Annotated in this window: 26 protein-coding genes; 17 read left to right on the top strand and 9 right to left on the bottom strand. The window is 60.2% G+C overall.

What is annotated here, in order from left to right:
* Positions 1-224: 224 nt before the first annotated feature.
* The 12 genes from urtA (at position 225) to FHW68_RS16130 (ending at position 11,745) form a co-directional block, all read left to right on the top strand.
* Entirely contained in the window at positions 225-1,490 is a 1,266-nt protein-coding gene (urtA, locus tag FHW68_RS16185) for an urea ABC transporter substrate-binding protein (protein WP_183681265.1), read from the top strand.
* Between the two features lie 140 nt (positions 1,491-1,630).
* The gene (gene urtB, locus FHW68_RS16180) at positions 1,631-3,133 is read left to right on the top strand and encodes an urea ABC transporter permease subunit UrtB (RefSeq protein ID WP_183681263.1); all 1,503 of its coding nucleotides are present in this window, start codon (positions 1,631-1,633) and stop codon (positions 3,131-3,133) included.
* Positions 3,133-4,212 (top strand): urea ABC transporter permease subunit UrtC, encoded by a 1,080-nt coding sequence (urtC, locus tag FHW68_RS16175; RefSeq protein WP_095634061.1) that lies wholly within the window; start codon positions 3,133-3,135, stop codon positions 4,210-4,212. The genes urtB and urtC overlap by 1 nt, the downstream gene beginning before the upstream one ends.
* Positions 4,209-5,081, top strand: coding sequence for an urea ABC transporter ATP-binding protein UrtD (gene urtD, locus FHW68_RS16170; protein WP_095634060.1), 873 nt, complete (start codon positions 4,209-4,211; stop codon positions 5,079-5,081). Before urtC ends, urtD begins: the two co-directional genes overlap by 4 nt.
* Before the next feature lie 117 nt (positions 5,082-5,198).
* Positions 5,199-5,897 (top strand): urea ABC transporter ATP-binding subunit UrtE, encoded by a 699-nt coding sequence (urtE, locus tag FHW68_RS16165; RefSeq protein WP_183681261.1) that lies wholly within the window; start codon positions 5,199-5,201, stop codon positions 5,895-5,897.
* A 30-nt stretch (positions 5,898-5,927) separates the two neighbouring features.
* Positions 5,928-6,767, top strand: coding sequence for an urease accessory protein UreD (locus tag FHW68_RS16160; RefSeq protein ID WP_095634058.1), 840 nt, complete (start codon positions 5,928-5,930; stop codon positions 6,765-6,767).
* Between the two features lie 145 nt (positions 6,768-6,912).
* Positions 6,913-7,215, top strand: a complete 303-nt coding sequence (ureA, locus tag FHW68_RS16155) for an urease subunit gamma (protein ID WP_007937143.1) — start codon at positions 6,913-6,915, stop codon at positions 7,213-7,215.
* A gap of 9 nt (positions 7,216-7,224) precedes the next feature.
* A complete protein-coding gene (locus tag FHW68_RS16150) occupies positions 7,225-7,758 on the top strand; it encodes a GNAT family N-acetyltransferase (protein ID WP_095634057.1) in 534 nt (177 codons plus the stop codon).
* A gap of 5 nt (positions 7,759-7,763) precedes the next feature.
* Complete coding sequence (locus tag FHW68_RS16145) at positions 7,764-8,297, top strand: GNAT family N-acetyltransferase (RefSeq protein ID WP_183681259.1); 534 nt, start codon at positions 7,764-7,766, stop codon at positions 8,295-8,297.
* Positions 8,297-8,605, top strand: coding sequence for an urease subunit beta (locus tag FHW68_RS16140; RefSeq protein WP_183681256.1), 309 nt, complete (start codon positions 8,297-8,299; stop codon positions 8,603-8,605). Before FHW68_RS16145 ends, FHW68_RS16140 begins: the two co-directional genes overlap by 1 nt.
* Before the next feature lie 132 nt (positions 8,606-8,737).
* Positions 8,738-10,438 (top strand): urease subunit alpha, encoded by a 1,701-nt coding sequence (ureC, locus tag FHW68_RS16135; RefSeq protein ID WP_095634054.1) that lies wholly within the window; start codon positions 8,738-8,740, stop codon positions 10,436-10,438.
* A gap of 179 nt (positions 10,439-10,617) precedes the next feature.
* Positions 10,618-11,745, top strand: a complete 1,128-nt coding sequence (locus FHW68_RS16130; RefSeq protein WP_183681254.1) for a sensor histidine kinase KdpD — start codon at positions 10,618-10,620, stop codon at positions 11,743-11,745.
* A 34-nt stretch (positions 11,746-11,779) separates the two neighbouring features.
* On the opposite strand, the gene FHW68_RS16125 is transcribed toward FHW68_RS16130, so the two are convergent.
* A complete protein-coding gene (locus FHW68_RS16125) occupies positions 11,780-12,085 on the bottom strand; it encodes a chaperone modulator CbpM (protein ID WP_183681252.1) in 306 nt (101 codons plus the stop codon).
* Between the two features lie 30 nt (positions 12,086-12,115).
* On the bottom strand, positions 12,116-13,060 hold the full coding sequence (locus FHW68_RS16120) for a DnaJ C-terminal domain-containing protein (protein WP_095634141.1): 945 nt from the start codon (positions 13,058-13,060) through the stop codon (positions 12,116-12,118).
* A 297-nt stretch (positions 13,061-13,357) separates the two neighbouring features.
* Between FHW68_RS16120 and FHW68_RS16115 the strand changes: the two genes are divergently transcribed.
* On the top strand, positions 13,358-14,623 hold the full coding sequence (locus FHW68_RS16115) for an Hsp70 family protein (RefSeq protein WP_183681251.1): 1,266 nt from the start codon (positions 13,358-13,360) through the stop codon (positions 14,621-14,623).
* Between the two features lie 70 nt (positions 14,624-14,693).
* On the opposite strand, the gene FHW68_RS16110 is transcribed toward FHW68_RS16115, so the two are convergent.
* From FHW68_RS16110 to FHW68_RS16100, 3 genes are all read right to left on the bottom strand, one after another.
* On the bottom strand, positions 14,694-15,707 hold the full coding sequence (locus FHW68_RS16110; protein ID WP_095634050.1) for an AI-2E family transporter: 1,014 nt from the start codon (positions 15,705-15,707) through the stop codon (positions 14,694-14,696).
* 166 nt (positions 15,708-15,873) lie between these two features.
* Complete coding sequence (locus FHW68_RS16105; RefSeq protein ID WP_183681249.1) at positions 15,874-16,179, bottom strand: PsiF family protein; 306 nt, start codon at positions 16,177-16,179, stop codon at positions 15,874-15,876.
* A 71-nt stretch (positions 16,180-16,250) separates the two neighbouring features.
* Positions 16,251-17,039, bottom strand: a complete 789-nt coding sequence (locus FHW68_RS16100) for a helix-turn-helix transcriptional regulator (protein WP_183681247.1) — start codon at positions 17,037-17,039, stop codon at positions 16,251-16,253.
* 97 nt (positions 17,040-17,136) lie between these two features.
* On the opposite strand from FHW68_RS16100, the gene FHW68_RS16095 reads away from it, so the two are divergent.
* Positions 17,137-18,024 (top strand): DMT family transporter, encoded by an 888-nt coding sequence (locus tag FHW68_RS16095; RefSeq protein WP_183681245.1) that lies wholly within the window; start codon positions 17,137-17,139, stop codon positions 18,022-18,024.
* 122 nt (positions 18,025-18,146) lie between these two features.
* On the opposite strand, the gene FHW68_RS16090 is transcribed toward FHW68_RS16095, so the two are convergent.
* The 3 genes from FHW68_RS16090 to FHW68_RS16080 form a co-directional block, all read right to left on the bottom strand.
* Positions 18,147-19,037, bottom strand: coding sequence for a triacylglycerol lipase (locus tag FHW68_RS16090; protein WP_183681243.1), 891 nt, complete (start codon positions 19,035-19,037; stop codon positions 18,147-18,149).
* Positions 19,038-19,143: 106 nt separating this feature from the next.
* A complete protein-coding gene (locus tag FHW68_RS16085) occupies positions 19,144-19,449 on the bottom strand; it encodes a multidrug efflux SMR transporter (RefSeq protein ID WP_007903452.1) in 306 nt (101 codons plus the stop codon).
* Complete coding sequence (locus FHW68_RS16080) at positions 19,450-20,088, bottom strand: FMN-dependent NADH-azoreductase (RefSeq protein ID WP_095634046.1); 639 nt, start codon at positions 20,086-20,088, stop codon at positions 19,450-19,452.
* 122 nt (positions 20,089-20,210) lie between these two features.
* On the opposite strand from FHW68_RS16080, the gene FHW68_RS16075 reads away from it, so the two are divergent.
* On the top strand, positions 20,211-21,152 hold the full coding sequence (locus FHW68_RS16075; protein WP_183681241.1) for a LysR substrate-binding domain-containing protein: 942 nt from the start codon (positions 20,211-20,213) through the stop codon (positions 21,150-21,152).
* A gap of 179 nt (positions 21,153-21,331) precedes the next feature.
* Here the strand turns inward: FHW68_RS16075 and FHW68_RS16070 are convergent, their stop codons facing one another.
* On the bottom strand, positions 21,332-23,407 hold the full coding sequence (locus tag FHW68_RS16070; protein WP_183681239.1) for an AsmA family protein: 2,076 nt from the start codon (positions 23,405-23,407) through the stop codon (positions 21,332-21,334).
* Positions 23,408-23,793: 386 nt separating this feature from the next.
* Here FHW68_RS16070 and FHW68_RS16065 point away from each other — a divergent pair, with 386 nt between their 5' ends.
* Together FHW68_RS16065 and FHW68_RS16060 are read left to right on the top strand one after the other, a co-directional pair.
* Entirely contained in the window at positions 23,794-24,306 is a 513-nt protein-coding gene (locus tag FHW68_RS16065) for a hypothetical protein (RefSeq protein ID WP_183681237.1), read from the top strand.
* A gap of 149 nt (positions 24,307-24,455) precedes the next feature.
* Complete coding sequence (locus FHW68_RS16060; RefSeq protein ID WP_095634042.1) at positions 24,456-25,088, top strand: TetR family transcriptional regulator; 633 nt, start codon at positions 24,456-24,458, stop codon at positions 25,086-25,088.
* Positions 25,089-25,300 lie beyond the last annotated feature (212 nt).

The raw sequence follows: 25,300 nt of genomic DNA, 5'->3' as shown, positions 1-25,300 counted from the left end.
GCCAGCGATTTCGCCAGCACACGACACCTACGCCCCAATGTGGCGCACCTCGTTGCACCCATGCGCCAAACGCGATCCTTCGTGGTGCGCCGCCAAACCCGCGCAACCGCTCTACTACGACATTTGCTTGCCCTTCCCCGACCGGGCACAGCCCTTGCTAAAGACCCTTCAGTCGTCCGCATCTGCCAACCATAAAAAACTTTAACGTTCATGGAGATCGCACAATGAAGCGTCGCAGTTTGATCAAGGCTTTCACACTATCGGCAAGCATTGCCGCGATGGGCATGGCCTGGACGGTCCAGGCCGCCGAGACCATCAAGGTCGGTATTCTGCATTCGTTGTCCGGGACCATGGCGATCTCCGAAACCTCCCTCAAAGACATGGCGTTGATGACCATCGACGAAATTAACGCCAAGGGCGGTGTGAACGGCAAGATGCTGGAGCCGGTGGTGGTCGACCCGGCATCGAACTGGCCGCTGTTCGCCGAAAAGGGCCGGCAGTTACTGACTCAGGACAAAGTGGCGGTGGTGTTCGGTTGCTGGACATCGGTGTCGCGCAAATCGGTACTGCCGGTGTTCGAAGAGCTCAACGGCCTGCTGTTCTACCCGGTGCAGTACGAAGGCGAAGAAATGTCGCCGAACGTGTTCTACACCGGCGCAGCGCCAAACCAGCAGGCGATTCCGGCGGTGGAATACCTGATGAGCGAAGAAGGTGGCAGCGCCAAGCGTTACTTCCTGCTCGGCACCGACTACGTCTACCCGCGCACCACCAACAAAATCCTGCGCTCGTTCCTGCACGCCAAAGGTGTGGCGGACAAGGACATCGAAGAGGTCTACACCCCGTTCGGCCATAGCGACTATCAAACCATCGTCGCCAACATCAAAAAATTCTCCGCCGGTGGCAAGACCGCCGTCATCTCCACCGTCAACGGCGACTCCAATGTGCCGTTCTATAAAGAGTTGGCCAACCAGGGCCTGAAAGCCACCGAGGTTCCGGTCGTGGCCTTCTCCGTGGGCGAAGAAGAATTGCGTGGCATCGACACCAAACCGCTGGTGGGCAACCTCGCGGCGTGGAACTACTTCCAGTCGGTCGAGAACCCGCAGAACAACAAATTCGTCGCCGACTGGAAAGCCTATGCCAAGAAACACAACCTGCCGGGCGCCGACAAAGCGGTGACCAACGACCCGATGGAAGCCACCTACGTCGGCATCCACATGTGGGCGCAAGCCGCCGAGAAAGCCAAGTCCATCGACGTCGACAAAGTCCGTGAAGCCCTGGCCGGCCAGACTTTCGCCGCGCCGTCCGGTTACACCTTGACCATGGACAAGACCAACCACCACCTGCACAAGCCGGTGATGATCGGCGAGATTCAGGCCGACGGTCAGTTCAACGTGGTGTGGCAGACCGAAGGGCCGATCCGCGCCCAGCCGTGGAGCCCATTCATTCAGGGCAACGACAAGAAGCCGGACTATGCGGTGAAGAGCAACTGATTCACCCCGCTTAGCCTGATCGTTCCCACGCTCTGCGTGGGAATGCCTCAACGGACGCTCTGCGTCCGCTTTGGGACGCGGAGCGTCCCGGGCTGCATTCCCACGCGGAGCGTGGGAACGATCAATACAGGACACTCGTTATGCCCACTGCCCTTTACCGCTTGATCCTCGCCGTCGCGCTGTTACTACCGATGGCCACCCACGCCGGCGACGCCGAAGATTTCGTCGCGGCCAATCCCGTGCAGCAAGCCAAACTTCTGGAAACCTGGGCCGCGCAGCCCGATCCGGTTCGTATCGAACTGATCAACGCCTTGCAACAAGGCGAATTGACGGTCGATGGCCAAGCAAAAACCCTGCGCCTGAACAATCGCCTGCGCGGTCTGATCGACACCGCTTTGGCCAGCCACCAATTGCTCGCCGCCGACGCCAAAATCCGCTTGGCCGCCGCGCAGCAATTGCAGAAAAGCGCCAAACCGGCACAGCTGAAATTCCTCGACCAGCAGCTGGCGGGCGAAAAAGACGAAAGCGTTCACGCTGCCCTGAGCCTGGCGCTGGCCAACCTGCAACTGGTCGATACCGATCCGGCCGTGCGCCTCGCCGCTGTGCGCTTGCTCGGTGAAACCGGCGATCCGCTGGCCCGCACCCGCCTGGAAGGGTTGCTCGAACCCGGCGTCGAGGCCGATGCCAATGTGCGCACCGCCGCCGAAACCAGCCTGGCCCAGGTCAAACGCAAATTGCTGATCGGCGAGATGCTCGGCCAGGCCTTCAGCGGCATGTCCCTCGGTTCGATTCTGCTGCTGGCGGCCCTCGGGTTGGCGATCACCTTCGGCCTGCTCGGCGTGATCAACATGGCCCACGGCGAGATGCTGATGCTCGGCGCTTACTCGACTTACGTGGTGCAGCTGATGTTCCAGCGCTTCGCTCCGCAGGCCATCGAGTTTTACCCGCTGATGGCTTTGCCGGTAGCGTTTTTTGTCACCGCCGGGATTGGCATGGCGCTGGAGCGCACGGTGATTCGTCACCTCTATGGCCGCCCATTGGAAACCCTGCTCGCCACGTGGGGCATCAGCCTGATGCTGATTCAGTTGGTGCGCCTGGTGTTCGGCGCGCAGAACGTTGAAGTGGCCAACCCGGCGTGGTTGTCGGGCGGGATTCAGGTGCTGCCGAACCTGGTGCTGCCGTACAACCGTATCGTGATCATCGCGTTCGCCTTGTTTGTGGTGGTGCTGACCTGGCTGCTGCTGAACAGGACGCGCCTCGGTTTGAACGTGCGTGCCGTCACTCAAAACCGCAACATGGCTGCCTGCTGCGGCGTACCGACCGGGCGTGTGGACATGCTCGCCTTCGGCCTAGGCTCTGGCATTGCGGGCCTGGGCGGAGTAGCCCTCAGCCAGATCGGCAACGTCGGCCCGGACCTCGGCCAAAGCTACATCATCGACTCGTTCCTGGTGGTGGTGCTCGGCGGTGTCGGCCAATTAGCCGGTAGCGTATTGGCCGCCTTCGGTCTGGGCATCGCCAACAAAATTCTCGAACCGCAGATCGGTGCGGTGCTGGGCAAAATCCTGATCCTCGCGCTGATCATTCTGTTCATTCAGAAACGTCCGCAAGGCCTCTTCGCACTGAAAGGACGGGTGATCGACTGATGAACCAGCCCCTGATGCTCACGGCCACACAAAAGGCCGGCCCCAAAGTCACGATTGCTGTCGGTGCGGTAATCCTCGTTCTGCTGATGGCGTTGCCATTGCTGTCGTTGTTGCCGGCGGACAGCACTTTTCATGTCTCGGCTTATACGCTGACCCTGGTGGGCAAAATCCTTTGCTACGCCATCGTCGCCCTGGCGCTCGATCTGGTCTGGGGTTACGCCGGCCTGCTGTCCTTGGGTCACGGTCTGTTCTTCGCCCTCGGCGGTTATGCGATGGGCATGTACCTGATGCGCCAGGCCTCGGGCGATGGCTTGCCGGCGTTCATGACGTTTCTGTCGTGGACCGAATTGCCGTGGTACTGGACCGGCACCAGCAGCTTCCTCTGGGCCATGTGTCTTGTTGTGTTAGCGCCTGGACTGCTGGCGTTGGTGTTCGGTTTTTTCGCCTTCCGTTCACGGATCAAGGGCGTGTATTTCTCGATCATGACCCAGGCCTTGACCTTCGCCGGGATGTTGCTGTTTTTCCGCAACGAAACCGGGTTTGGCGGCAACAACGGCTTCACCAACTTCCGCACCATTCTCGGGTTTGGCATCACCGAACCGGGCACGCGTGCTGTGCTGTTTTTCGCCACGGTGTTGCTGCTGGTGGCGAGCCTGTTCATCGGCTGGCGGCTGGCGCAAAGCAAGTTCGGCCGGGTGCTGACCGCGTTGCGCGATGCGGAAAATCGCCTGATGTTCTGCGGCTACGATCCACGCGGCTTCAAGTTGTTTGTCTGGGTGTTGAGCGCGGTATTGTGCGGCCTGGCCGGTGCGCTGTATGTGCCGCAAGTCGGGATCATCAACCCGAGTGAAATGTCGCCGACCAACTCCATCGAAGCCGCCGTTTGGGTAGCCCTCGGTGGTCGCGGCACGTTGATCGGTCCTCTGCTCGGCGCGGGTGTGGTCAACGGGATGAAGAGTTGGTTCACCGTGGCGTTTCCGGAGTACTGGCTGTTTTTCCTCGGTGCGCTGTTCATCGTGGTGACGTTGTACCTGCCCAAAGGCGTGATCGGGTTGCTGAACAAAAGGGGTGAGCAATGAGAGTGACTGCAACGGCTGAATTCATGCTTGAGCCGGCGTTCTTTCCGCCGCTGGAGCCCAACAGGGACGCCGGCAGCAGCCGCGATGCCATCGGCCTCGGCCAACGCGTCGGCCCTGGCCTGAACACTCGCCACGGCACCCTCCTGACCCTGGAAGACATCAGCGTCAGCTTCGATGGGTTCAAGGCACTGAACGATCTGAACCTGTACATCGGCGTCGGTGAATTGCGCTGCATCATCGGCCCCAACGGCGCGGGCAAAACCACGTTGATGGACGTGATCACCGGCAAGACTCGCCCAACTCATGGCAAAGCCTGGTTCGGTGAAACCCTGGATCTGACGCAGTTGAGTGAAGTGCAGATTGCCCAGGCCGGTATTGGCCGCAAGTTCCAGAAGCCGACGGTGTTCGAAGCTTTGAGCGTGTTCGAGAACCTGGAGTTGGCGCAGAAGACCGACAAGTCGGTATGGGCCAGCCTGCGGGCTCGTCTCAGTGGCGAGCAGAAAGATCGCATCAGCGAAGTATTGGAAACCATCCGCCTGACGGCCTCGGTCAATCGCCCGGCAGGGTTGTTGTCCCACGGTCAGAAACAGTTTCTGGAAATCGGCATGTTGCTGATGCAAGACCCGCAACTGCTGCTGCTCGACGAACCGGTGGCGGGCATGACCGACGCCGAAACCGAGTTCACCGCCGAGCTGTTCAAGAGTTTGGCGGGCAAGCATTCGCTGATGGTGGTGGAACACGACATGGGCTTCGTCGGCTCGATTGCCGACCACGTCACCGTGTTGCACCAAGGCAGCGTGCTGGCCGAAGGGTCGCTGGAACAGGTGCAGGCCGACGAGAGAGTTATTGAAGTCTATTTGGGTCGGTGAATCGGCCAGCTGCAAGCCGCAAGCTTCAAGCGGTAAGTAAAAAGCAAAACCATACACCGACCCGCTCTTACTTGCAGCTTGAAGCTTGCCGCTTGAAGCCCTACTAACGGAGTTCCGATGCTACAGGTCAAAAACCTTCACCAGTACTACGGCGGTAGCCACATCCTGCGGGGCCTGACGTTTGAGGTGAAGGTCGGCGAAGTCACCTGCCTGCTCGGGCGCAATGGCGTGGGCAAGACCACCCTGCTCAAATGCCTGATGGGGTTGCTGCCGGCCAAGGAAGGCGCGGTGAACTGGGAAGGCAAACCGATCACCACGTTCAAGCCGCACCAACGGGTACATGCCGGCATCGCTTACGTGCCTCAGGGCCGGGAAATCTTTGGTCGACTGACCGTGGAAGAAAACCTGTTGATGGGCCTCTCACGCTTTCCCGGCGCTGAAGCAAAGGAAGTCCCGGCATTCATCTACGAGCTGTTCCCGGTGTTGCTGCAAATGAAACAGCGGCGTGGCGGTGACTTGTCCGGGGGGCAGCAACAGCAGCTGGCCATTGGCAGAGCACTGGCCAGTCGTCCACGGCTGCTGATCCTCGACGAACCCACCGAAGGCATCCAGCCGTCGGTGATCAAGGAAATCGGTGCGGTGATCAAGCAGCTCGCGGCGCGCGGCGACATGGCGATTCTGCTGGTGGAGCAGTTCTACGATTTCGCCGCCGAACTGGCCGATCAGTACCTGGTCATGTCCCGGGGCGAGATCGTGCAGCAGGGTCGCGGTGAAAACATGGACGCCGAGGGTGTCCGTGGACTGGTTACGATTTAACCTGCAGCCTCCTGGCGATTAATTGAAATCATGAATTTACCGGCCCCCATCACGCTGTTCACCCCCTGCTGGCATGCCGAGCTGGAACTGGGCTATGCCCGTTTCGGCGACAGCACGCGCCCGGTGCAGCGCCGCCACAAAGGCCCGCTGCGGGTGCAGAAGCATTTGTATGCCGAAGGCCCCCAGGTGTGTCAGCACATCATCGTTCATCCGCCGGGCGGGATTGCCGGTGGTGACCGGCTGGACATCTCGGCCAGCGTCGGCCCAGACGCCTGGGCGCAAATTACCAGCCCCGGCGCCGCCAAGTGGTACCGCGCGGCCGGGCCGGCTTATCAGAAACTCGACCTGCGCGTGGCCGCCGGTGCTACGTTGGAATGGCTGCCGCAAGAGACGATCATTTTCAGCGATGCTCAGGCAGAGCTCAGCACGAGCATCGAGCTTGAGGGCAATGCGCAGCTGTTCTACTGGGACGTGGTGGCGCTGGGTCGCCCGGCCAGTGGCGAGCGCTTTGACCTCGGGCATTTTCAGGCGCACCTGGATATCCGCCGCGACGGCCAGTTGCTCTGGCACGAACGCCAGCGCATTGTCGGGAATGATGGTTTGCTGGATTCGCCGATAGGGCTGGACGGCCAACCGGTGTTTGCGACGTTGCTGGTGACGGGTGAAATCGATAGCGAATTGCTGGAGAAGTGCCGCTCGCTGCCCAATGACGTACGCGGGGATCTGACGCAATTGCCGGGGCTTTTGGTCGCCCGATGCCTGGCCAGTGAGGCGCTGTTGGCACGTGGTTGGTTGATTGATTTGTGGCGGTTGTTGCGCCCGGCGTTGCTGGGGCGAGAAGCCGTCCCGCCCAGAATATGGAGCACCTGAACACAATCCACCCTGTAGGAGCGAGGCTTGCCCGCGAAGGGAGCGCCTCGGTTTAACTGGAGGACCGCGTTATCGTTCTTCGCGGGCAAGCCTCGCTCCTATAGGGGGAGTGAACTTTTTAACTGCCGATTATGGATTCCAAACGATGGACCTGACCCCACGCGAAAAAGACAAGCTGCTGATCTTCACCGCCGGCCTCGTGGCCGAGCGGCGTTTGGCTCGCGGCGTGAAGCTCAATTACCCGGAGGCCATGGCCTATATTTCCGCGGCGTTGCTCGAAGGCGCGCGTGACGGCCAGACCGTGGCCGAGCTGATGCATTACGGCACCACCCTGCTCAGCCGTGAACAAGTGATGGAAGGCATCCCGGAAATGATCCCGGAGATCCAGGTCGAAGCGACGTTTCCCGACGGCACCAAACTGGTCACCGTTCACCAACCGATCGCCTGAGGCCGCGCCATGACTTACCACATCCGCGATGCGTTGCTCGCCGACCTGCCAGCGATCCGCGACATCTACAACGACGCCGTACTCAATACCACGGCGATCTGGAACGAACAGGCCGTGGACCTGGGCAACCGCCAGGCCTGGTTCAACGCCCGGCAAGACCAGGGCTATCCGGTGCTGGTGATCGTCGACGGCGACAACAGCGTACTCGGCTACGCTTCATTCGGTGACTGGCGCCCGTTCGACGGGTTCCGCCACACGGTCGAGCACTCGGTGTACGTGCGCAACGATCAGCGGGGCAATGGCCTCGGGCCGCAACTGATGGACGCCCTGATTGAACGCGCCAAAGGCTGCAACAAACACGTGATGGTCGCCGCCATCGAAAGCGGTAACGGCGCCTCGATCCGCCTGCACGACCGGGCCGGTTTCGTCGTCACCGGCCAAATGCCGCAGGTGGGCACCAAGTTCGGCCGCTGGCTGGACCTGACCTTCATGCAACTGATCCTCGACCCGGGCGCAATGCCACCGGGTTCCCACAAGGAGTGATACCCATGAACGCCGCCCAACTGCGCCGCGTCAATGTTGAAAGCTTTGCGCACTATCGTCAGGGTTTGATTGATTTGCTGCTCGACGCCGTCGGCTACGGCGCCAGTGTCGGCTTCATGGCAGATCTGGATGCGGCCCAGGCCCGAGCTTATTTCGATGAAGTCCAGGAGAACCTGAACAAAGGCACCGTGCTGCTCTGGGTGGTGGTCAAGGACGAACAGGTACAGGCCAGCGTGCAATTGACGTTGTGCCAGAAAGCCAATGGGCTGAATCGCGCCGAAGTGCAGAAACTGCTGGTGCGTGAACACGCCCGTCGTCGCGGCCTGGGCCAACAGATGATGCATGCCGTTGAGCTCGCGGCCCGCCAGCACAAACGGGGCATGCTCTACCTCGACACCGAGGCCGGTTCCCCGGCCGAAGACTTTTACAAAGCCCTGGGTTACACCCGCGCCGGCGAAATCCCCGACTACGCCTGCGACCCGAACGGCCGCTACAAACCGACGGCCCTTTATTACAAGATTCTCCAAGGAGCCCATTGATGATTCCCGGTGAATACCAGGTCCAGCCCGGCGACATCGAACTCAACGTCGGCCGCCGCACCCTCAGCCTGAAGGTGGCCAACAGCGGTGACCGGCCGATCCAGGTCGGCTCGCATTATCACTTCTTCGAAACCAACGACGCCCTGACCTTCAACCGCACCGCCAGCCGCGGTATGCGCCTGAACATCCCCGCCGGCACCGCCGTGCGCTTCGAACCGGGGCAGAGCCGCGAGGTCGAGCTGGTAGACCTGGCCGGGCATCGCCGGGTGTTCGGGTTTGCCGGCAGGATCATGGGTGATCTCGACTGACTGATCGTTCCCACGCTCCCCGTGGGAATGCATCCCGTGACGCTCCGCGTCACATAACGGCGGACGCAGAGCGTCCATGGCGGCATTCCCACGCAGAGTGTGGGAACGATCATTGAATCCCAAGGCAAGCGCATGAAAATCTCAAGACAAGCCTACGCCGACATGTTCGGCCCCACTGTCGGTGACAAGGTCCGTCTGGCCGACACCGAGCTGTGGATCGAAGTGGAACAGGACTTCACCACTTATGGCGAAGAGGTGAAATTCGGTGGCGGCAAAGTCATCCGCGACGGCCAGGGCCAGAGCCAGTTATTGGCCGCCGAAGTCGTTGACACCCTGATCACCAACGCCCTGATCATCGACCATTGGGGCATCGTCAAGGCCGACGTCGGCCTCAAGGATGGGCGCATCGCCGCCATCGGCAAGGCAGGCAACCCGGACATCCAGCCGAACGTCACCATCGCGGTCGGCGCCAGCACTGAAGTGATCGCCGGTGAAGGCATGATCCTCACCGCCGGCGGCATCGACACCCATATCCACTTCATTTGCCCGCAACAGATCGAAGAAGCGTTGATGAGCGGCGTTACCACCATGATCGGCGGCGGCACCGGCCCGGCCACCGGCACCAATGCCACCACTTGCACCTCCGGACCCTGGCACCTGGCGCGCATGCTTCAGGCCGCCGATGCATTCCCGATGAACATCGGTTTCACCGGCAAGGGCAACGCCAGCCTGCCGGAGCCGTTGATCGAACAGGTCAAGGCCGGCGCCATCGGCCTCAAGCTGCATGAAGACTGGGGCACCACCCCGGCGAGCATCGACAACTGCCTGAGCGTGGCCGACCAGTACGACGTGCAAGTGGCAATCCATACCGACACCCTCAACGAGTCGGGCTTCGTCGAAACCACCCTCGCCGCCTTCAAGGGCCGCACCATCCACACCTACCACACCGAAGGTGCCGGCGGCGGCCATGCCCCGGACATCATCAAGGCCTGCGGTTTTGCCAACGTATTGCCGAGCTCGACCAACCCGACCCGGCCGTTCACCCGCAACACCATCGACGAACACCTCGACATGCTGATGGTCTGCCACCACCTGGATCCGAGCATTGCCGAAGATGTGGCTTTCGCCGAAAGCCGCATCCGCCGCGAAACCATCGCCGCCGAAGATATCCTCCACGACCTCGGCGCCTTCTCGATGATCAGCTCCGACAGCCAGGCCATGGGCCGCGTCGGTGAGGTCATCACGCGCACCTGGCAGACCGCCGATAAAATGAAAAAGCAGCGCGGCCCGCTGCCACAGGATGGCGAAGGCAACGACAACTTCCGGGCCAAACGCTACATCGCCAAATACACCATCAACCCGGCGATTACCCACGGCATCAGCCATGAAGTGGGCTCGGTGGAAGTGGGTAAATGGGCGGACCTGGTGCTCTGGCGCCCGGCGTTTTTCGGGGTCAAACCGACGTTGATTCTCAAGGGCGGAGCCATTGCGGCGAGTTTGATGGGCGATGCCAATGCTTCGATCCCGACGCCGCAACCGGTGCACTACCGCCCGATGTTCGCCAGTTACGGCGGCTCGCTGCACGCCACCAGCCTGACGTTTATCAGCCAGGCGGCGCAGGAGGCCGGTTTGCCCGAAACGTTGGGCCTGAAAAAGAAAATCGCCGTGGTCAAAGGTTGCCGTGACGTGCAGAAAACCGACTTGATCCACAACGATTACCTGCCAACCATCGATGTGGATCCACAAACCTATCAGGTCAAGGCCGACGGGGTGTTGCTGTGGTGTGAGCCGGCGGATGTGTTGCCGATGGCGCAGCGCTATTTCCTGTTCTAAATTCTCTGAAACCCTGTTGGTAAGTCAAGACGCGATGAACATCCTCTGAGGACGTCGCTCCGCGTCTTGACTTACCGCCACGGGTTCCCTCGCGTCGCCCGTGCATCTGCTTGAGCAATTGCTCGACCGATATAGGGCTAAGATGCCACTCCCGCCCCTTGCGCCGCAGGTAATCGCCCATGCGCCTCAGTGATTTCATCGTTCAGAACGTAGACCGTATCGTCGATGAATGGGAGCAGTTCGCCAGATCGATCACTCCGGCCGCTGCAAATATGGATCGAACCGCGTTGCGCGACCATTCGCGGGCAATCCTGCTGGCGGCTGCGCGGGATATGAACAAACCCCAGTCCGCCAGCGAACAGCAGGCAAAAGCCAGGGGCGAAGGTCCGGAGAAAACCCCGAGCCTGGACGAAGCCGGCGCCAGTCATGGCGAGCTGCGACATACCGTGGGCTTCGACCTGGTGCAGATGACCAGCGAGTTTCGCCATTTGCGCGCGTGTGTGATCCGCTTGTGGGTCAACAGCCTGGACTCGCCGGACCTGGCCTATTTCCAGGACATGATCCGTTTCAACGAAGCGATCGACGAAGCCCTGGCCGAATCCACGGCGGCCTATGCCGAGCAGGTCAATCATTCCCGGGACATTTTTCTGGCAATCCTTGGCCATGACCTGCGCGCACCGCTGCAAGCGGTGAGCATGTCCACCGAAATACTGATGCGTAAAACCAACCTTGAGGGCGACGCATTGACCTGTGCGCTCCACATCAAGCGGGGCACCCGCCACATGGCGGTGATGGTCAGCGATTTGCTGGAGCTGGTCCGCAGTCGCTTGGGCAAGAGCCTGCCGATCGAACCGGCGCCCATGGATCTGGCCGATACGGCGCGTGATGCGATTGCCCAGGCCTGCGCCGCTCATCCGCAATGCGATACGCAATTGAGCATCGAAGGCGATACCCAAGGTGTGTGGGATGGCCGAAGGCTCGATCAGATGCTGCAGAACCTGATCGGCAATGCCTTGCAACACGGTTCGAACAACAACGCGGTCAAGCTGACCCTCAGGGGCGAAGCGGACAGCGTTCGGCTCACCGTACACAACGACGGTGCGCCGATTGCACCCGAGGCGCTCTCCACGATTTTCGATCCGCTGGTACGCAGTGCCGACGAAGAACTCAACGGGTCGACCACCAGCCTGGGTCTGGGACTGTTCATCGTCAAGGAAGTGGTCAAGGCCCATCAAGGGACGATCGACGTCAGCTCCAATGAGGCCGATGGCACGATGTTTACTGTGGTCTTGCCCAGAAAGGTATGAGGCCCCGTGGTGGGGGGCTTGCCCCCTCACCACGCTATTCGACCACCAACCGCCCCAACCGCTGCTTGAGCATGCGGTTTTCGGCACGCAGTTGCTGGACTTCTTCCAGCAGGTCCAGCGCCAGGGCGACGCCTTCCCATTCCAGCTCCAGGTCGCGCCGCAGCTTGGCAGCGCGCTTGGCCAGCAGCAGCTCATAATCGGTGAAGCGCCAATCCTTGGGTTGTGCTCCCTGAGGTTCGAGGATGCCGTGCTCGACGATTTCGCTCACATGCACGACCGAAAGTTCGGCCGCCTCACAGAATTCTGCCAGGTCCAATAGAACGATCACGGGCTCGCTCATGATTGGCTCCTCCTTATCTCTATCTCGGAATCAAAAATTTTCTCGCGGATTGAAAGCGGCTTTTTTCGCCAGTTCCTCCCACAATTCTTTGACGTCATGGTCGAGTTTTTTCGGCATCACGGCCTTGAGCTGCACGAACAGATAGCCGCGGTGACCATGCTTGTGCAGCAGACCGTGGCCTTTGGCGCGCATGCGCTGGCCATTCTGGCTGCCGGCCGGAACCTTGAGGTTGATTTTGCCGGTGAGGGTCGGCACCGCCACTTCGGTACCCAATGCCAACTCCCACGGCGCCAGCGGCAAGGTGATGATCAGGTTTTCGCCTTCGACGTCGAACTTGGGGTGCGGCGCAAAACGGATGGTCAGGTACAAGTCGCCATTGGGTCCGCCACCGATGCCCGGAGCGCCCTGGCCCTTGAGGCGGATGCGCTCGCCGTCGGTCACGCCAGCGGGGATCTTCACGTTCAGGCTTTTGCTGGTGTTGCTGACATGCTGGCCGGCCGCATTGTAATGCGGCACCTGGAAGCTGACTTTTTTCGATTCGGTCGAGAGGGTTTCTTCCAGAAAAACCGGTAATTCCATTTCCACGTCTTGCCCTCGACGCCCGGCGCTATGGCCCGACCGTCCACCACCACCGAAACCCGGACCCCGGTTGCCGAAGATCGAACTGAAGAAGTCCGAAAAATCGCCCGCGTCCTGACCACCACCAAACCCACCGCGGCTCTGCCAACCCGGTGGCCCCTGAAAAGGCTGGCCATGGTGACCGTACTTGCGCAAGTCGTCGTATTCGGCGCGCTTGTCGGCGCTTTTCAACGCTTCATAGGCTTCCGAAGCGTCCTTGAACTTGGCCTCGGCATCCTTTTCCTTGCTGACGTCGGGGTGGTATTTGCGCGCCAGCTTTCGATAGGCGGCCTTGATCGCCTTATCGTCCGCGGTCGGCTCCACGCCGAGAATCTTGTAATAGTCTTTGAAGTCCATCGAGGGAATCACCATCCATTATCGAAATCGCGCAGCCAGGCACAGCATGCTCTTGTTTGCAGCGTTTGGATTGACCGATCTCAAGTTTGTGACCGGGCAGCGCATCAGAAGTTTATCGGCAGCAGGGCGCGGTTCTTGCAGTCGCCCCAGGGGTTGCCAAGCCTATGCAGGGAAGTTTGGGGGTGATTGGCCATCTTTCAAGCGTTGATCACGATGATTTAACGGATAGTCGGCCTTCGAATCTTCGCTGCACTGACATACACTGCGCGGCCGTTTTTTAACCGGAACTTGAAAGACATGAAAAACGCATCTCCAGCCCGTGCCTGTGGTATCGACTTCGGCACGTCCAACTCCACCGTCGGCTGGCTGCGCCCCGGCATGGAAACGCTGATCGCGCTGGAGGACGACAAGATCACCCTGCCCTCGGTGGTCTTCTTCAATATGGAAGAACGCCGCCCGGTGTACGGCCGGTTGGCGCTGCACGAATACCTGGAAGGCTACGAAGGCCGGCTGATGCGCTCGCTCAAGAGCCTGCTGGGTTCCAAACTGATCAAGCACGACACCAGCGTGCTCGGCACGGCGATGCCGTTCAAGGACCTGCTTGGGCTGTTCATCGGCCAGTTGAAGAAACGCGCCGAGGCTGCCGCCGGTCGGGAATTCGAGGAAGTGGTGCTGGGCCGGCCAGTATTTTTCGTCGACGACGATGAAATGGCCGACCAGGAAGCGGAAAACACCCTGGTGGATGTGGCCCGCGCCATTGGTTTCAAGGATGTGTCTTTCCAGTACGAGCCGATTGCGGCGGCGTTCGACTATGAGTCGACCATCGAAAAAGAAGAGCTTGTCCTGATTGTGGACATCGGTGGTGGTACCTCGGACTTCTCGCTGGTGCGCCTGTCGCCTGAGCGCCGCAATCACGACAATCGTCACGACGACATTCTCGCCACCGGTGGCGTGCACATCGGCGGGACCGATTTTGACAAGCAGTTAAGCCTGCAAGGCCTGATGCCGCTGTTCGGCTATGGCAGCCGGATGAAGAGTGGCGCCTACATGCCCACCAGCCACCACATGAACCTGGCGACCTGGCACACCATCAACTCGGTGTACTCGCAGAAGTCGACCCTGGCCTTGGGCAGCATGCGTTACGACATCGAAGACACCGGCGGCATCGATCGCCTGTTCAAGCTGATCGACCAGCGCGCCGGGCATTGGCTGGCCATGGAAGTGGAAGAAACCAAGATCCAGCTGACCCACGCCGACAGCCGCCATGTGCCACTGGACCGGATCGAGCCGGGTTTGAGTGTGGAACTGAGCCGGGCACTGTTCGAATCAGCCATTGATAGTTTGCTGGAGCGAGTGCGCAACAGCGTGACCCAATTGCTGGCGGACGCTAACGTGCGGGTCGATCAGGTGGACACCGTGTTCTTCACCGGCGGTTCGAGCGGAATTCCGGCGCTGCGCAACAGCGTCTCGGCCATGTTGCCGAATGCGCAGCATGTGGAAGGCAACATCTTCGGCAGCATCGGCAGTGGCTTGGCGATCGAGGCGGCCAAGCGTTATGGATGAGGAGCAGCTACAAGCTGCAAGCTTCAAGCAAGAGCACTTGAAGCTTGCAGCTTGCAGCTTGTAGCTGCTGTTAAACCATCCCCGCCAGCTTCAATTCACTCTTCAAATACGCGTAATAAATCGGCCCCGCCACCACCCCAGGCAGTCCGAACGCGGCTTCGAACACCAGCATTGCCAGCAGCAACTCCCACGACTTGGCACTGATCTGCCCGCCGACGATGCGCGCGTTGAGGAAGTATTCCAGCTTGTGGATAACAATCAGGTAACCCAGCGCCGCCACCGCCACCCAGATCGACAGCGACAAACCGACAATAGTGATCAAGGTGTTGGAGATCAGGTTGCCAATCACCGGCAACAGGCCGAGCAGGAAAGTCAGCACGATCAGGGTTTTGGTCAGTGGCAGCTTGATCCCGAACATCGGCAGGACCACCGCGAGGAAAATCCCGGTGAAAAAGGTGTTGAGCAGGGAAATCTTGATCTGGGCGAAAACGATGTTGCGAAATGCCTGGACCAACAGGTGCAAGCGGTCGAACAGTGCCGCGGCCAACGGTTTGCGCTTGGTCACATCCGGCGCTCGCTGCAAGGCAATGATCGCCCCCAGCACCATACCGATCAGCAGCGTCACGAACATGTGCGCCGCGTCCTTGCCCACCAATTGCAAATCGCTGAGGTGCTTGCTCATCCACTGACCGATGGCCACGCGAAACTCGGCGGCACTGGCCGGCAGATAAGCGTCGATGAACGGCGGCAACTGCCCGCGTGCGCGGTCGACCACGACCATGAATTTGTCGAGAGAAGCGCCAGGGTTTTCCGCCTCGTGCAGCAGAAAGCTGATCGCACCGGCAAAGATCAGCGCCAGCACACTGACCACCAATGTCCCCAGCAACGCCACCGCCAGCCAGCGCGCACGGCGGCCTTCGATCAGCCGCTGCAATTGCGGCGTGAGCATGTTGACCAGTTCGAACACCAACAACCCGGCCAGCAGGCTGGGCAGTAATCGCAGAGGGAGCACCAGCAGCAAACCACCAAAAATGATGACCCAGCTGATAAGCAACAAGACCTGACGCTGAGAAAACGCTGACATACAGCCTCAAAACGGACGACGTAAAAGGATTGGCAGTCTGCCAGCGATCCGACGCCGAAGCGAGCAAACACGAACCTGTGGGAGCGAGCCTGCTCGCGATGCAGGCGACTCGGTATCACGCAGGACCGAGTTGATGCTATCGCGAGCAGGCTCGCTCCCACCCTGTTTATTTGTTCTTCAGGCAATCGCTCATGAAGGTTTTACGCGCATCACCCGTGAGGGCCTGGGTGGCGGCGGTGGCGTTGCAGGTTTTCATCTTTTCTTGCTGAGGGGTCATGGGCTTGGCGGCATCGGCGACCGGCGCGGCTTTGAGACAGGTGCTCATGAAGGCTTTGCGCTCGTCGCCCTTGAGGCTTTTTGCGGTAGCGTCGGCATTGCAGGTGGTCATTTTGTTCTGCTGGGCAGTGGCGGCGAAACCCTGGGAGCAGAGCAGCAAACCGACCATCAACAACGGGGCACGCAACATCTTCATGGAGTGTTCTCCTTGTTACCGCATCGAGGGATGCGGCCTTGTTTCGGAGTGTAGACAAAGCCTGTACACGTTCACCTGCTATCGAGGTGGCTGCGCCGATATTGCTCAGGTGTGCACCCGGCCTGACGCTGAAACATCGCGATGAATGCCGAGCCGGTGCTGTACCCCATGTCGAAGGCGATTTCCTGAATGCTGCGCTGGCTGTCCAGCGCCTCGATCGCCGCCAGAAACCGCAACCGTTGCCGCCACTCACCGAAACTCATACCCAACTCCCGAACAAACTGCCGGGCCAACGTGCGTTCGCTGACGTGAATTTGCGCGGCCCAGTGCGCCAATGGTCGGTTATCCCCAAGCTCGGCCTGCAAGGCCTCAAGAATTCCAAGCAACCCGGGACTGCTGGCGTAAGGCAAATAACACTCATGCATCGGCGCCTGTTGCAGTTGGTCCACCAGCACTTGAGCCAGACGCTTGTCAGCATCGTGCTCGGGAATTTTCACATCGCGGGCGGCGAAGTCTTTCAGGATCGCCTTGAGGATGTTGCTGATCGCCAGGGTGCAAGCCTGCTGCGGCAGATCGCGGCACAGCGCCGGCGCAAGGCAGACCGCGCGATAGTTGATCGGCTGATTGCTATAGAAACTGTGCTCGGTCCCGGGCGGCACCCACACCGCGTATTGCGGCGGCGACATGAAGCGGCGGCTGCCGATTTCCATGTGCAGGACCCCATTGGCCGAGTACTCGAGAGTGCCCCAAGGGTGATGGTGGGCCGAGGCGTATTCATGGGTGTTGAAGTCGGCATAACGGAAATAGACCGGGGCCGGCAGCTCGCTGAAATCCAGCAGGTCGATGTGTTTGCTGTTCATGCTGTCCGGAATCAGAGGCAGGTTGTCTGGATCGAAGTATAGGCATTGATTCAGACAAGCGGATAATCACCCTTCATTAACGTTCTGGTTTTTTCCGATGCAATACGCTTATCCCCTGCTGGCCATTTTCATTTGGGCCGGCAACACCGTGATCAACAAACTCGCGGTCGGCGCGATCTTTCCCGCCGAAATCGGCTTCTACCGCTGGTTGCTGGCCGCAATGCTGTTCACGCCTTTCATGCTTAAACCGGTGATCGCTCACTGGCCGTTGATCCGCCCGAATCTGGGCAGGATTTCCGTCCTCGGCGTACTCGGTATGGCGGTTTATCAAAGCCTGGCCTACTTCGCCGCGACGCTGACCTCAGCCACCAACATGGGGATCATTCTGTCGCTGATGCCGTTGATGTCGCTGGCCATGGCGATTGTCAGCCTCGGCCAACGCCTGACCGCCGGAGCACTGGCCGGCGCGGTGCTGTCGTTTGCCGGTGTTTTGGTGGTGGTGTCGTCCGGCAGCCTTGGCGCGTTGCTGGAACACGGGGTGAACCTGGGTGACGCGATGATGCTGATCGCCACGCTGGCGTATGCGATTTACAGCACCCTGCTGAAAAAATGGCAGCTGCGTTTGCCGCCGCTGGTGTTGTTGTATTTGCAGGTGTTGGTCGCGGTGGTTGTGCTGTTTCCGCTGTTCCTCGCCTCACCGAAAATCGGCCCGACCCTGCACAACATTCCGCTGGTGCTCTACGCTTGCCTGCTGGCCTCGATGCTTGCGCCGCTGGCGTGGATGCAGGCCGTCGTGCGCCTGGGACCAAGCCGGACCACGCTGTTTTTCAATCTGCTGCCGTTGATCACCGCGCTGATTGCGGCGGTGGTGCTGCATGAGCAGTTGGCGTTGTATCACCTGGTGGGTGGGGTGTTGACGTTGGGTGGGGTGATTTTGTCGGAGCGCTGGACGACGGCGCTGGGCCGAAAGGTCAGTATTGCCTGACCGGACGCCTTCGCGGGCAAGCCTCGCTCCCACAGGTTTGGCGTTGTGCTCATTGCCGGCGTCCGACACAAAACCTGTGGGAGCGTGGCTTGCCCGCGATGAACGATAACGCGGTTTGACTGCTAAACCCCGGCCACTTTCAACCGCGCCGCATGCTCGACAAACAACCGTACCGGCTCTGCACCCTTGCCCACCAACCCGAGCGATTGGTTGACGATATCGAAGTGATCCATCGGGTATTCATCACCGATCACCGTCCCCAAATGCGAGCTGTAACGCCCGACCATTCCGTCGCAATGCCCCGCTTCACGCACGAAGGTCCTGGCAAACAATCGGCAACTGCGGTTGGTGCCGTCGAACAGGTTGCACCCGCGATCGGTCTTGCCCGGTTGTAACGTCCCGGACCAGGAGTAATAACGCACGCCATTGACCACTTCCGGGCCGTGCCCGCCCCAGGTGTCAGGCAGCCCCTGTGGATAACGCTGATTGAACAACGCCACGCCCGCGGTGGTCAGGGATTGGTGCGAAGCCGGGATATCCACCGGCAGTCTCGGCCCGCGATAGCCGGTTTCCAGCAGGCACATCAGCGCGCTGATCAACCACAGTAAAAAGCTCAGGAGCCGGCCTTTGGCGCTGTCAGCCGGATAATGGGTGTGCAGATGGTCCGCCAGCTCCGAGCCATGATTCGGCCCGGCCACCGAGGTCACTGAAGCCACTTGATCCGGGCGTTTAGCCGCGGCGTAGCGGGCGGTCAGCGAGCCCTGGCTGTGGCCGATCAGGTTGACCTTCTCGGCCCCGGTTTCGCGCAGGATCTCCTCGATCCGTGCCAACAATTGCTCGCCACGCACCTCGGTGGAGTTGAGCGGCGAGACCTGCACCGCAATCACAGTCGCCCCATCCCGGCGCAGCGCCGGAATGATTCCGTACCAATAGGGATAAAGCAGCAAACGGATAAACCCGAGCATCCCCGGGACCAATACCAACGGGTAACGCGTGGCGGAACCTTGCGACATGGATGAACATCCTTGTGACTGGTGAGGTGAAGCAAGGCTGGATGCAAGGCGTCAGCCAAACATCGTCACCCAAGATGGCAACTCAACGACCAGTCTATGACATCGCTTACTTCAACCCCACCACCCCCGCCACGATCAGCCCGACCGACACCAGCTTGAGCGCGGTCAGGCTTTCGCCCAGCAGCGCAAAGCCCAGAAACACAGTGCCCAGTGAACCGATGGCGGTCCAGATCGGGTAGGCGATGCTCACCGGCAATTCGCGCATGGCCAAAGTCAGGAAGTAAATTCCGCCGACCGCCGCCACCACGGTAATCACTGACGGCCAGAGCCGGGTGAAGCCTTCGGCATACTTCATGCCCATGGCGAAAGTGACTTCGAACCCGGCGGCGATCAGCAGGAACAACCAGGCCATTTAGAATTCCCTGGCCAGCGCCAGCAAACGCTGCTCGGCCTCGACCAAAGACACCTGGAAGGTGCGCTCGGCGGACTCTTCACCCTCGGCGGCAACAACGGTGACGTCGGTGATGCCAATGAACCCCAGCGCGGTGCGCAAAAACGGGTCGGCATGGTTCATCGCTTCAAGTTCACCACCCGGCCCGAAGCCGAACCCGCCGCGACTGGTGACGATCAACGCCTTTTTGCCCTGCACCAGTGGCTCGTATTGCGCGATGCCGTTGTCCAGGGTGTGATTGAACGTCAGCCCGAGCCGCACAATCTGATCGACCCAGGCCTTGAGGCCGCTGGGCACGCTGAAGTTGTACATAGGTGTGGAAATCACCAACAGATCATGGCCGAGCAACTCCCCCACCAATTCATCGCTCAGTGCCAGATCGGCCTGCATCGACAGCGTTCGCGTCTCGGGTTCCGGCTGAAAAGCGGCGGCCACAAACGCTTCATTGACGGCCGGAATCAACGCCCGACCGACTTCACGGCGAGTCAGTTGCGACTGCGGGTTGCGGGCTTGCCAGGCGCAAAGAAACACCTCGGCCAGACGCCGCGAATGTGAACGATCACCACGGGGGCTGGCATGAATGGCAAGAATATTACTCATCTCAATCTCCTGAAGACTAAACTCAAACTGCGTGTGGCTTGCAGCTTGAAGCCTGCAGCTGCTCTTCCTCAAATGAACAAAAATCAGTCCGGATGAATTAATTTCAGCCATGGAGTTCCAAAATGTTTGCCTCGTTGCCGCTGACCGCTCTGCGCGCCTTCGAATCCGCCTCGCGCCTGTTGAGTTTCAAGGCCGCCGCCGAAGAGCTCTCCGTGACGCCGACGGCGGTCTCGCACCAGATCCGCGCCCTGGAAAACTGGCTCGGCGTGCCGCTGTTCGAACGATTGCCGCGGCAGGTGCGCCTCACCGAGTGCGGCGAACGGCTGTTCCGCAGTCTGCATGGCGCCCTGCTGGAAGTGGCGCAAAGCGTCGATACCTTGCGCCCGCAACGCAGCGGCACGAACCTGACGATTTCCACCACGGCCGCCTTCGCCGCCCTCTGGCTGGTGCCTCGTCTGGGGCGGTTTTACGCCCGCCATCCGAACATCAACCTGCGCCTGGACACTCACTGCGAAGTGATCGATTTGCATCAGGACGCCAGCGTCGATCTGGTGCTGCGTTACAGCCTCGACGATTACCCGAACCTGTATGGTTTGTGCCTGTTCGACGAATCCTTCGGGGTTTATGGCTCGCCTGAACAGGTGGCCCTGGCGTCCGGTCGCGTACCGACCCTGATCAGCGTGCATTGGCACAATTCCAAGCTGTACGCCCACGGCTGGGAGGCCTGGTGCGCGCAGTCCGGCGAAAACTGGCTGGCCGCGCAACCGGCGGTTCGCGAGTACGACGAAGAACATTACGCCTTGCAAGCCGCCATTGCCGGGCAAGGGCTGGTGCTGGCGAGCAACATCCTGGTGTCGGAAAGTGTGGCCAACGGCTTGCTGTTGCCTTATCGAGGGGACATCCAGGTCGACGGGGCCGGATACAGCGCACTGTGCGTACCGGGACGTGAACGGCATCCACCGGTGCGGGCATTTTTTGCGTGGTTGCAGGAGGAGACTCGATTGTCGGGTCTATTGCCAAGATCGCAGCCTTCGGCAGCTCCGGCAGAACGCATTCCAATGTAAGCGCATGACCCGGGATGCAAAGCAGGCCGATATTCTGAAAGATCTGTAGCGCCTGCCAAGCCGCCTTCGCGGGCAAGCCTCGCTCCTACGGATTATGTGTCGTGCCCATTGTCGGCATGCGACACAAAACCTGTGGGAGCGAGGCTTGCCCGCGAAGGCGTCTTCACAGACGCCGAAAGTTACCGGGTGGGCTTGACCGTCATCGGCGCCTTGCCGGCCTTCATCTGCTCCAGCAACGGCGCACACTGATTCGGCTCACCACCGCTGGGCGCTATCAGCGCCAGCAAGCCCGCCGCCGGCGCGGCAATCACGCCCAGTGCAACCATGCCGGCCCCCCGCAGCATCAGCGGCACCGGTTTGACCCCCGCGTCCGGCTTGATGAACTTGCCTCGCACATACAGCGGCGAACGCAATGAAATCACACGCCAGCCTTTCGATTCCGGGCTGATGGTCAGGTCCAGTTGCTCGGTTGCCATGTTCGCGGTGCCATCGACATAGACAATGGCAGGCTCGGTATCGAAAACAAAAAGCCGTGTCGTCGCCAGACCGCTTTTGATCTCAAAATCCGCCGCCGCACAGTTGATTCTTACCTCCCTGTCGCCAAAGATCTTGCCCACCACATAGTTGCCGACGTTGAGCCCCGCCAGCTCCATCAACTCGCGACTGATAGCGCCGTCGTTGATCAGCATCTTCAAATTGCCGTCGGCAGTCCCCAGCAGTTTGGCTACCGAGTTGCCACGACCGCTAAGATCAGCGTCGCCATTAAGCTCACCGAAACTGGTTTTCATCCGCTCCAGGGTGGGAAACAGCTGCTTGAGCTTGAACTTGCGCGCCGTCAGTCTGGCCCGGCCTTCCAAAGGCTCGGTGCGCCCGTTCAGACGAATCTGCGCATCCAGGTTGCCGCCCGCCACGCCGAAACGCAGGGGCTCCAGATTGAGCACGCCATCGGTCAGTACCACATGGGCGTAAAGGTCGTTGAACGGCAGTCTTGCGCTGTGGACGATGCGCTTGCCGGTGAATTCCACATCCGCATCCATGTCGCGCCAGCGTTCAGTCCTGAACTCCTCGACCGGCAGCAGCTTGTCCGCCGGCTGCTTGCTCGCACCGCCGCGGGCCTCTTGCCTGGCGTTGGAATCGGCACCGATCAAAGGGGCCAGGTCGGTAAACAGCAGTTGATTGGACTCCAGCGCCCCGCTGAGTTTGGGCCTCGGCTGGCTGGCGACATAGGTCAGGTTACCGTGAATGTCACTTTCGCCGATCGTACCGTTGAAGTCCTCATAGCGGTACACCGCCCCGCCCGGCTCTTGCAGCTTGGCAATCAAGTGCCCGTCGGTGGCGTAAGGCGGAGTATCCGGCAGCGTCACGCCGATCAGCGGATAGAGATTGCCCAGGCTGGCACCGGCCAGTTTCAGGCGCAGATCCAGGGCGCCGAGATTCAATGGATCGGTTAGCGTACCGATCAGTTCGACGCGGGTGTCGGCGATCTTCATTTGCGCCTGAAGCGGGAACGGCTTGGCGGCGTCGTGTAACGCGAGCAAACCGCCGGTCTTGCCCTCGCCCGCGAGAGCCTGGCCGTGGTATTGGCCTTTGACCTTCCATGCGAAGGCGTAATCCTGGGGTGAACCACCCTTTTCAAGGGTTTTTTTTGCCGCTTTGTCGCCAACAATGTCGCTGAACGGAATCGGTTTGCCCAACGGATCTATAAGCAGATCCAGCCGGGTTTTCAGCTTCTGGTCGTCGAGCATGACGTGGCCCTTGTCGAAGCCGATGGCTCCGATGTCCAGCACCCAGTTCGAAGGCTCGGCGTCCGGATCTTTGGGGTCGAATGTGAACGTCCAGTTGGCGCGACCGTCGGCCAGACGTTGCAGATTTGCATTGGGTTCGCTCAGATCGATACGCGGGATCACTACCCGCTGCGCCAGCAAGGCCAGCGGCGAAATGCGCAGTTCGACGCGCTTGAGGGTGGCCATCTGCGGCTGTTTCGACCAGTCCGGATTACCCAGGGTCAGGTCCTCAGCCACCACATGCGGCCACGGCACCCAGGCCCGCCAGCCGTCCTCATCAGTCTCGCGTTGCCAGATCACCGCAAGATTGCCATTGATGGCGAACGGACGATGCAGTTCTTCGGACACTTTGGCGTTGAGGGGCGGCTTGATCCGGTTCCAATCGAAGAACGCGATGATCAGCACCAGCACGGCCAACAGAACAGCGAGGCTGGCGAAAGTCCAGGCAAGTATTTTACGAGCGCGCGCCATTGCACAGGGCTCCTGAATACGACTGAGCGCCCCGACAGCGACGCACGGATGAAACGTTAGGCCAGAACCGGCCTGCCATGAAATCTAGGACTGGAAAATGGCCCGCAGGTTTAACCGAATAGGCGTTTAACACTCAAATAATCGGCCGGGGACATCCTGCTCCCTCATCTGGCGTTACTGCACCCGCACTTCTGCGAGGCGAGCATGGGTCGAAAATACCCAACTCAGTGCAGAAAAGCTCGCCGAAAACGCCCGTTCTAGAGCGCTGCGGCCGAACAATCAATTCTGTTGATTATTACCATTGCGTTTATGAACTTTTATATCGACTTATCGATAGTAGCATTGCCCTCGTACCCACTTTATCGCCCTCCCAAGGAGCAACCATCATGAAACGCGAATTACTGCTTAGCCTGACCCTCTCGATGTTAGCCAGCACCGCTTTTGCTTTGCCGGCCGCCGATCAGGCCGCCCCGCAAGTCAAAGACAACCACTCGGTGTTCAGCCATACCGTTGCCGCCGATGGTTCCGACCGCACACCACAAGGTCAGACCCTGGCCGAAGGGGGTAATGATCGCCTGAAGGAAAAAGGCCTGATCACTCAAGATGGCTCGGATCGCACGCCACAAGGTCAAACGCTGGCCGCTGACGGTTCCGGCCGTACTCCACAAGGCCAGACCCTGGCTGAAGGTGGTTCCGATCGCACCCCACAGGGCCAGACCCTGGCTGAAGGTGGTTCCGATCGCACCCCACAGGGCCAGACCCTGGCTGAAGGTGGTTCCGATCGCACCCCACAAGGCCAAACGCTCGCTGAAGGCGGTTCCGATCGCACTCCACAGGGTCAAACCCTGGCTGAAGGTGGTGGTGACCGTGTGATCGAACGCAACAGCGCTGTGAGCTAAGCCTATGGCGGCCTCGAAAAAAAGCCCAATCCCCGGATTGGGCTTTTGACTTTATAGACGTTGCATTTCCCCGCGTGATCTCCCGTTCGACGTCAGCGAAGCCGATTTGCTAGAGTGCGCCGCTGTCTTTTCCAGAAAACACCCTTGCGATGCTGCCCCGCGCCGAACAAAAACAACAGACCCGCAACGCCCTGATGGACGCTGCCCGCCACTTGATGGAAAGCGGCCGAGGATTCGGCAGCCTGAGCCTGCGTGAAGTGGCCAGAACCGCCGGGATCGTACCCACCGGTTTTTATCGGCATTTCGCCGACATGGATGAACTGGGGCTGGTGCTGGTGAGCGAAGTCGGTCAGACCTTCCGCGAAACCATCCGCCTGGTGCGCCATAACGAGTTCGTCATGGGTGGCATTATCGATGCCTCGGTACGGATCTTTCTCGACGTGGTCACGGCCAATCGCTCGCAATTCCTGTTTCTCGCCCGCGAGCAATACGGCGGCTCACTGCCGGTGCGCCAGGCCATTGGCCGCTTGCGTGAAGACATCAGCTCGGACCTGGCGTCGGACTTGTCGCTGATGCCGAAACTGCAGCATCTGGACATCGCCGGTTTGAGCGTCATGGCTGATCTGATCGTCAAAAGCGTATTCGCCACCTTGCCGGACATCATCGATCCACCGGCTCAGGCGTTGCCGGAGCATTTGACGCCTCAGGCGAAAATCACTCAGCAGTTGCGGTTTATCTTTATCGGCCTCAAACATTGGCAAGGGCTCGGTAGTACCGAGTAACGCCCACTGATGATCGCTTCCACGCTCTGCGTGGGAACGATCTGGAGCACCGCGCGCACCAATTTTGCGCACAACCTTCCCCGCACGCACCAATCCCAGCCAAAGCCCGCCACTTCCTGAATCATCCCTCTGCACTCCGACAGCCATTTCCTACACTTCCCCCGATTGGCAAGCCCCTTGCTCTATCCCTGAGCATTGTCCATTGCTGGAAG

It is taken from the genome of Pseudomonas sp. Tn43, from assembly GCF_014192635.1.
Lineage (GTDB): Bacteria > Pseudomonadota > Gammaproteobacteria > Pseudomonadales > Pseudomonadaceae > Aquipseudomonas.
This window is presented reverse-complemented; position numbering and strand designations above follow the sequence as displayed.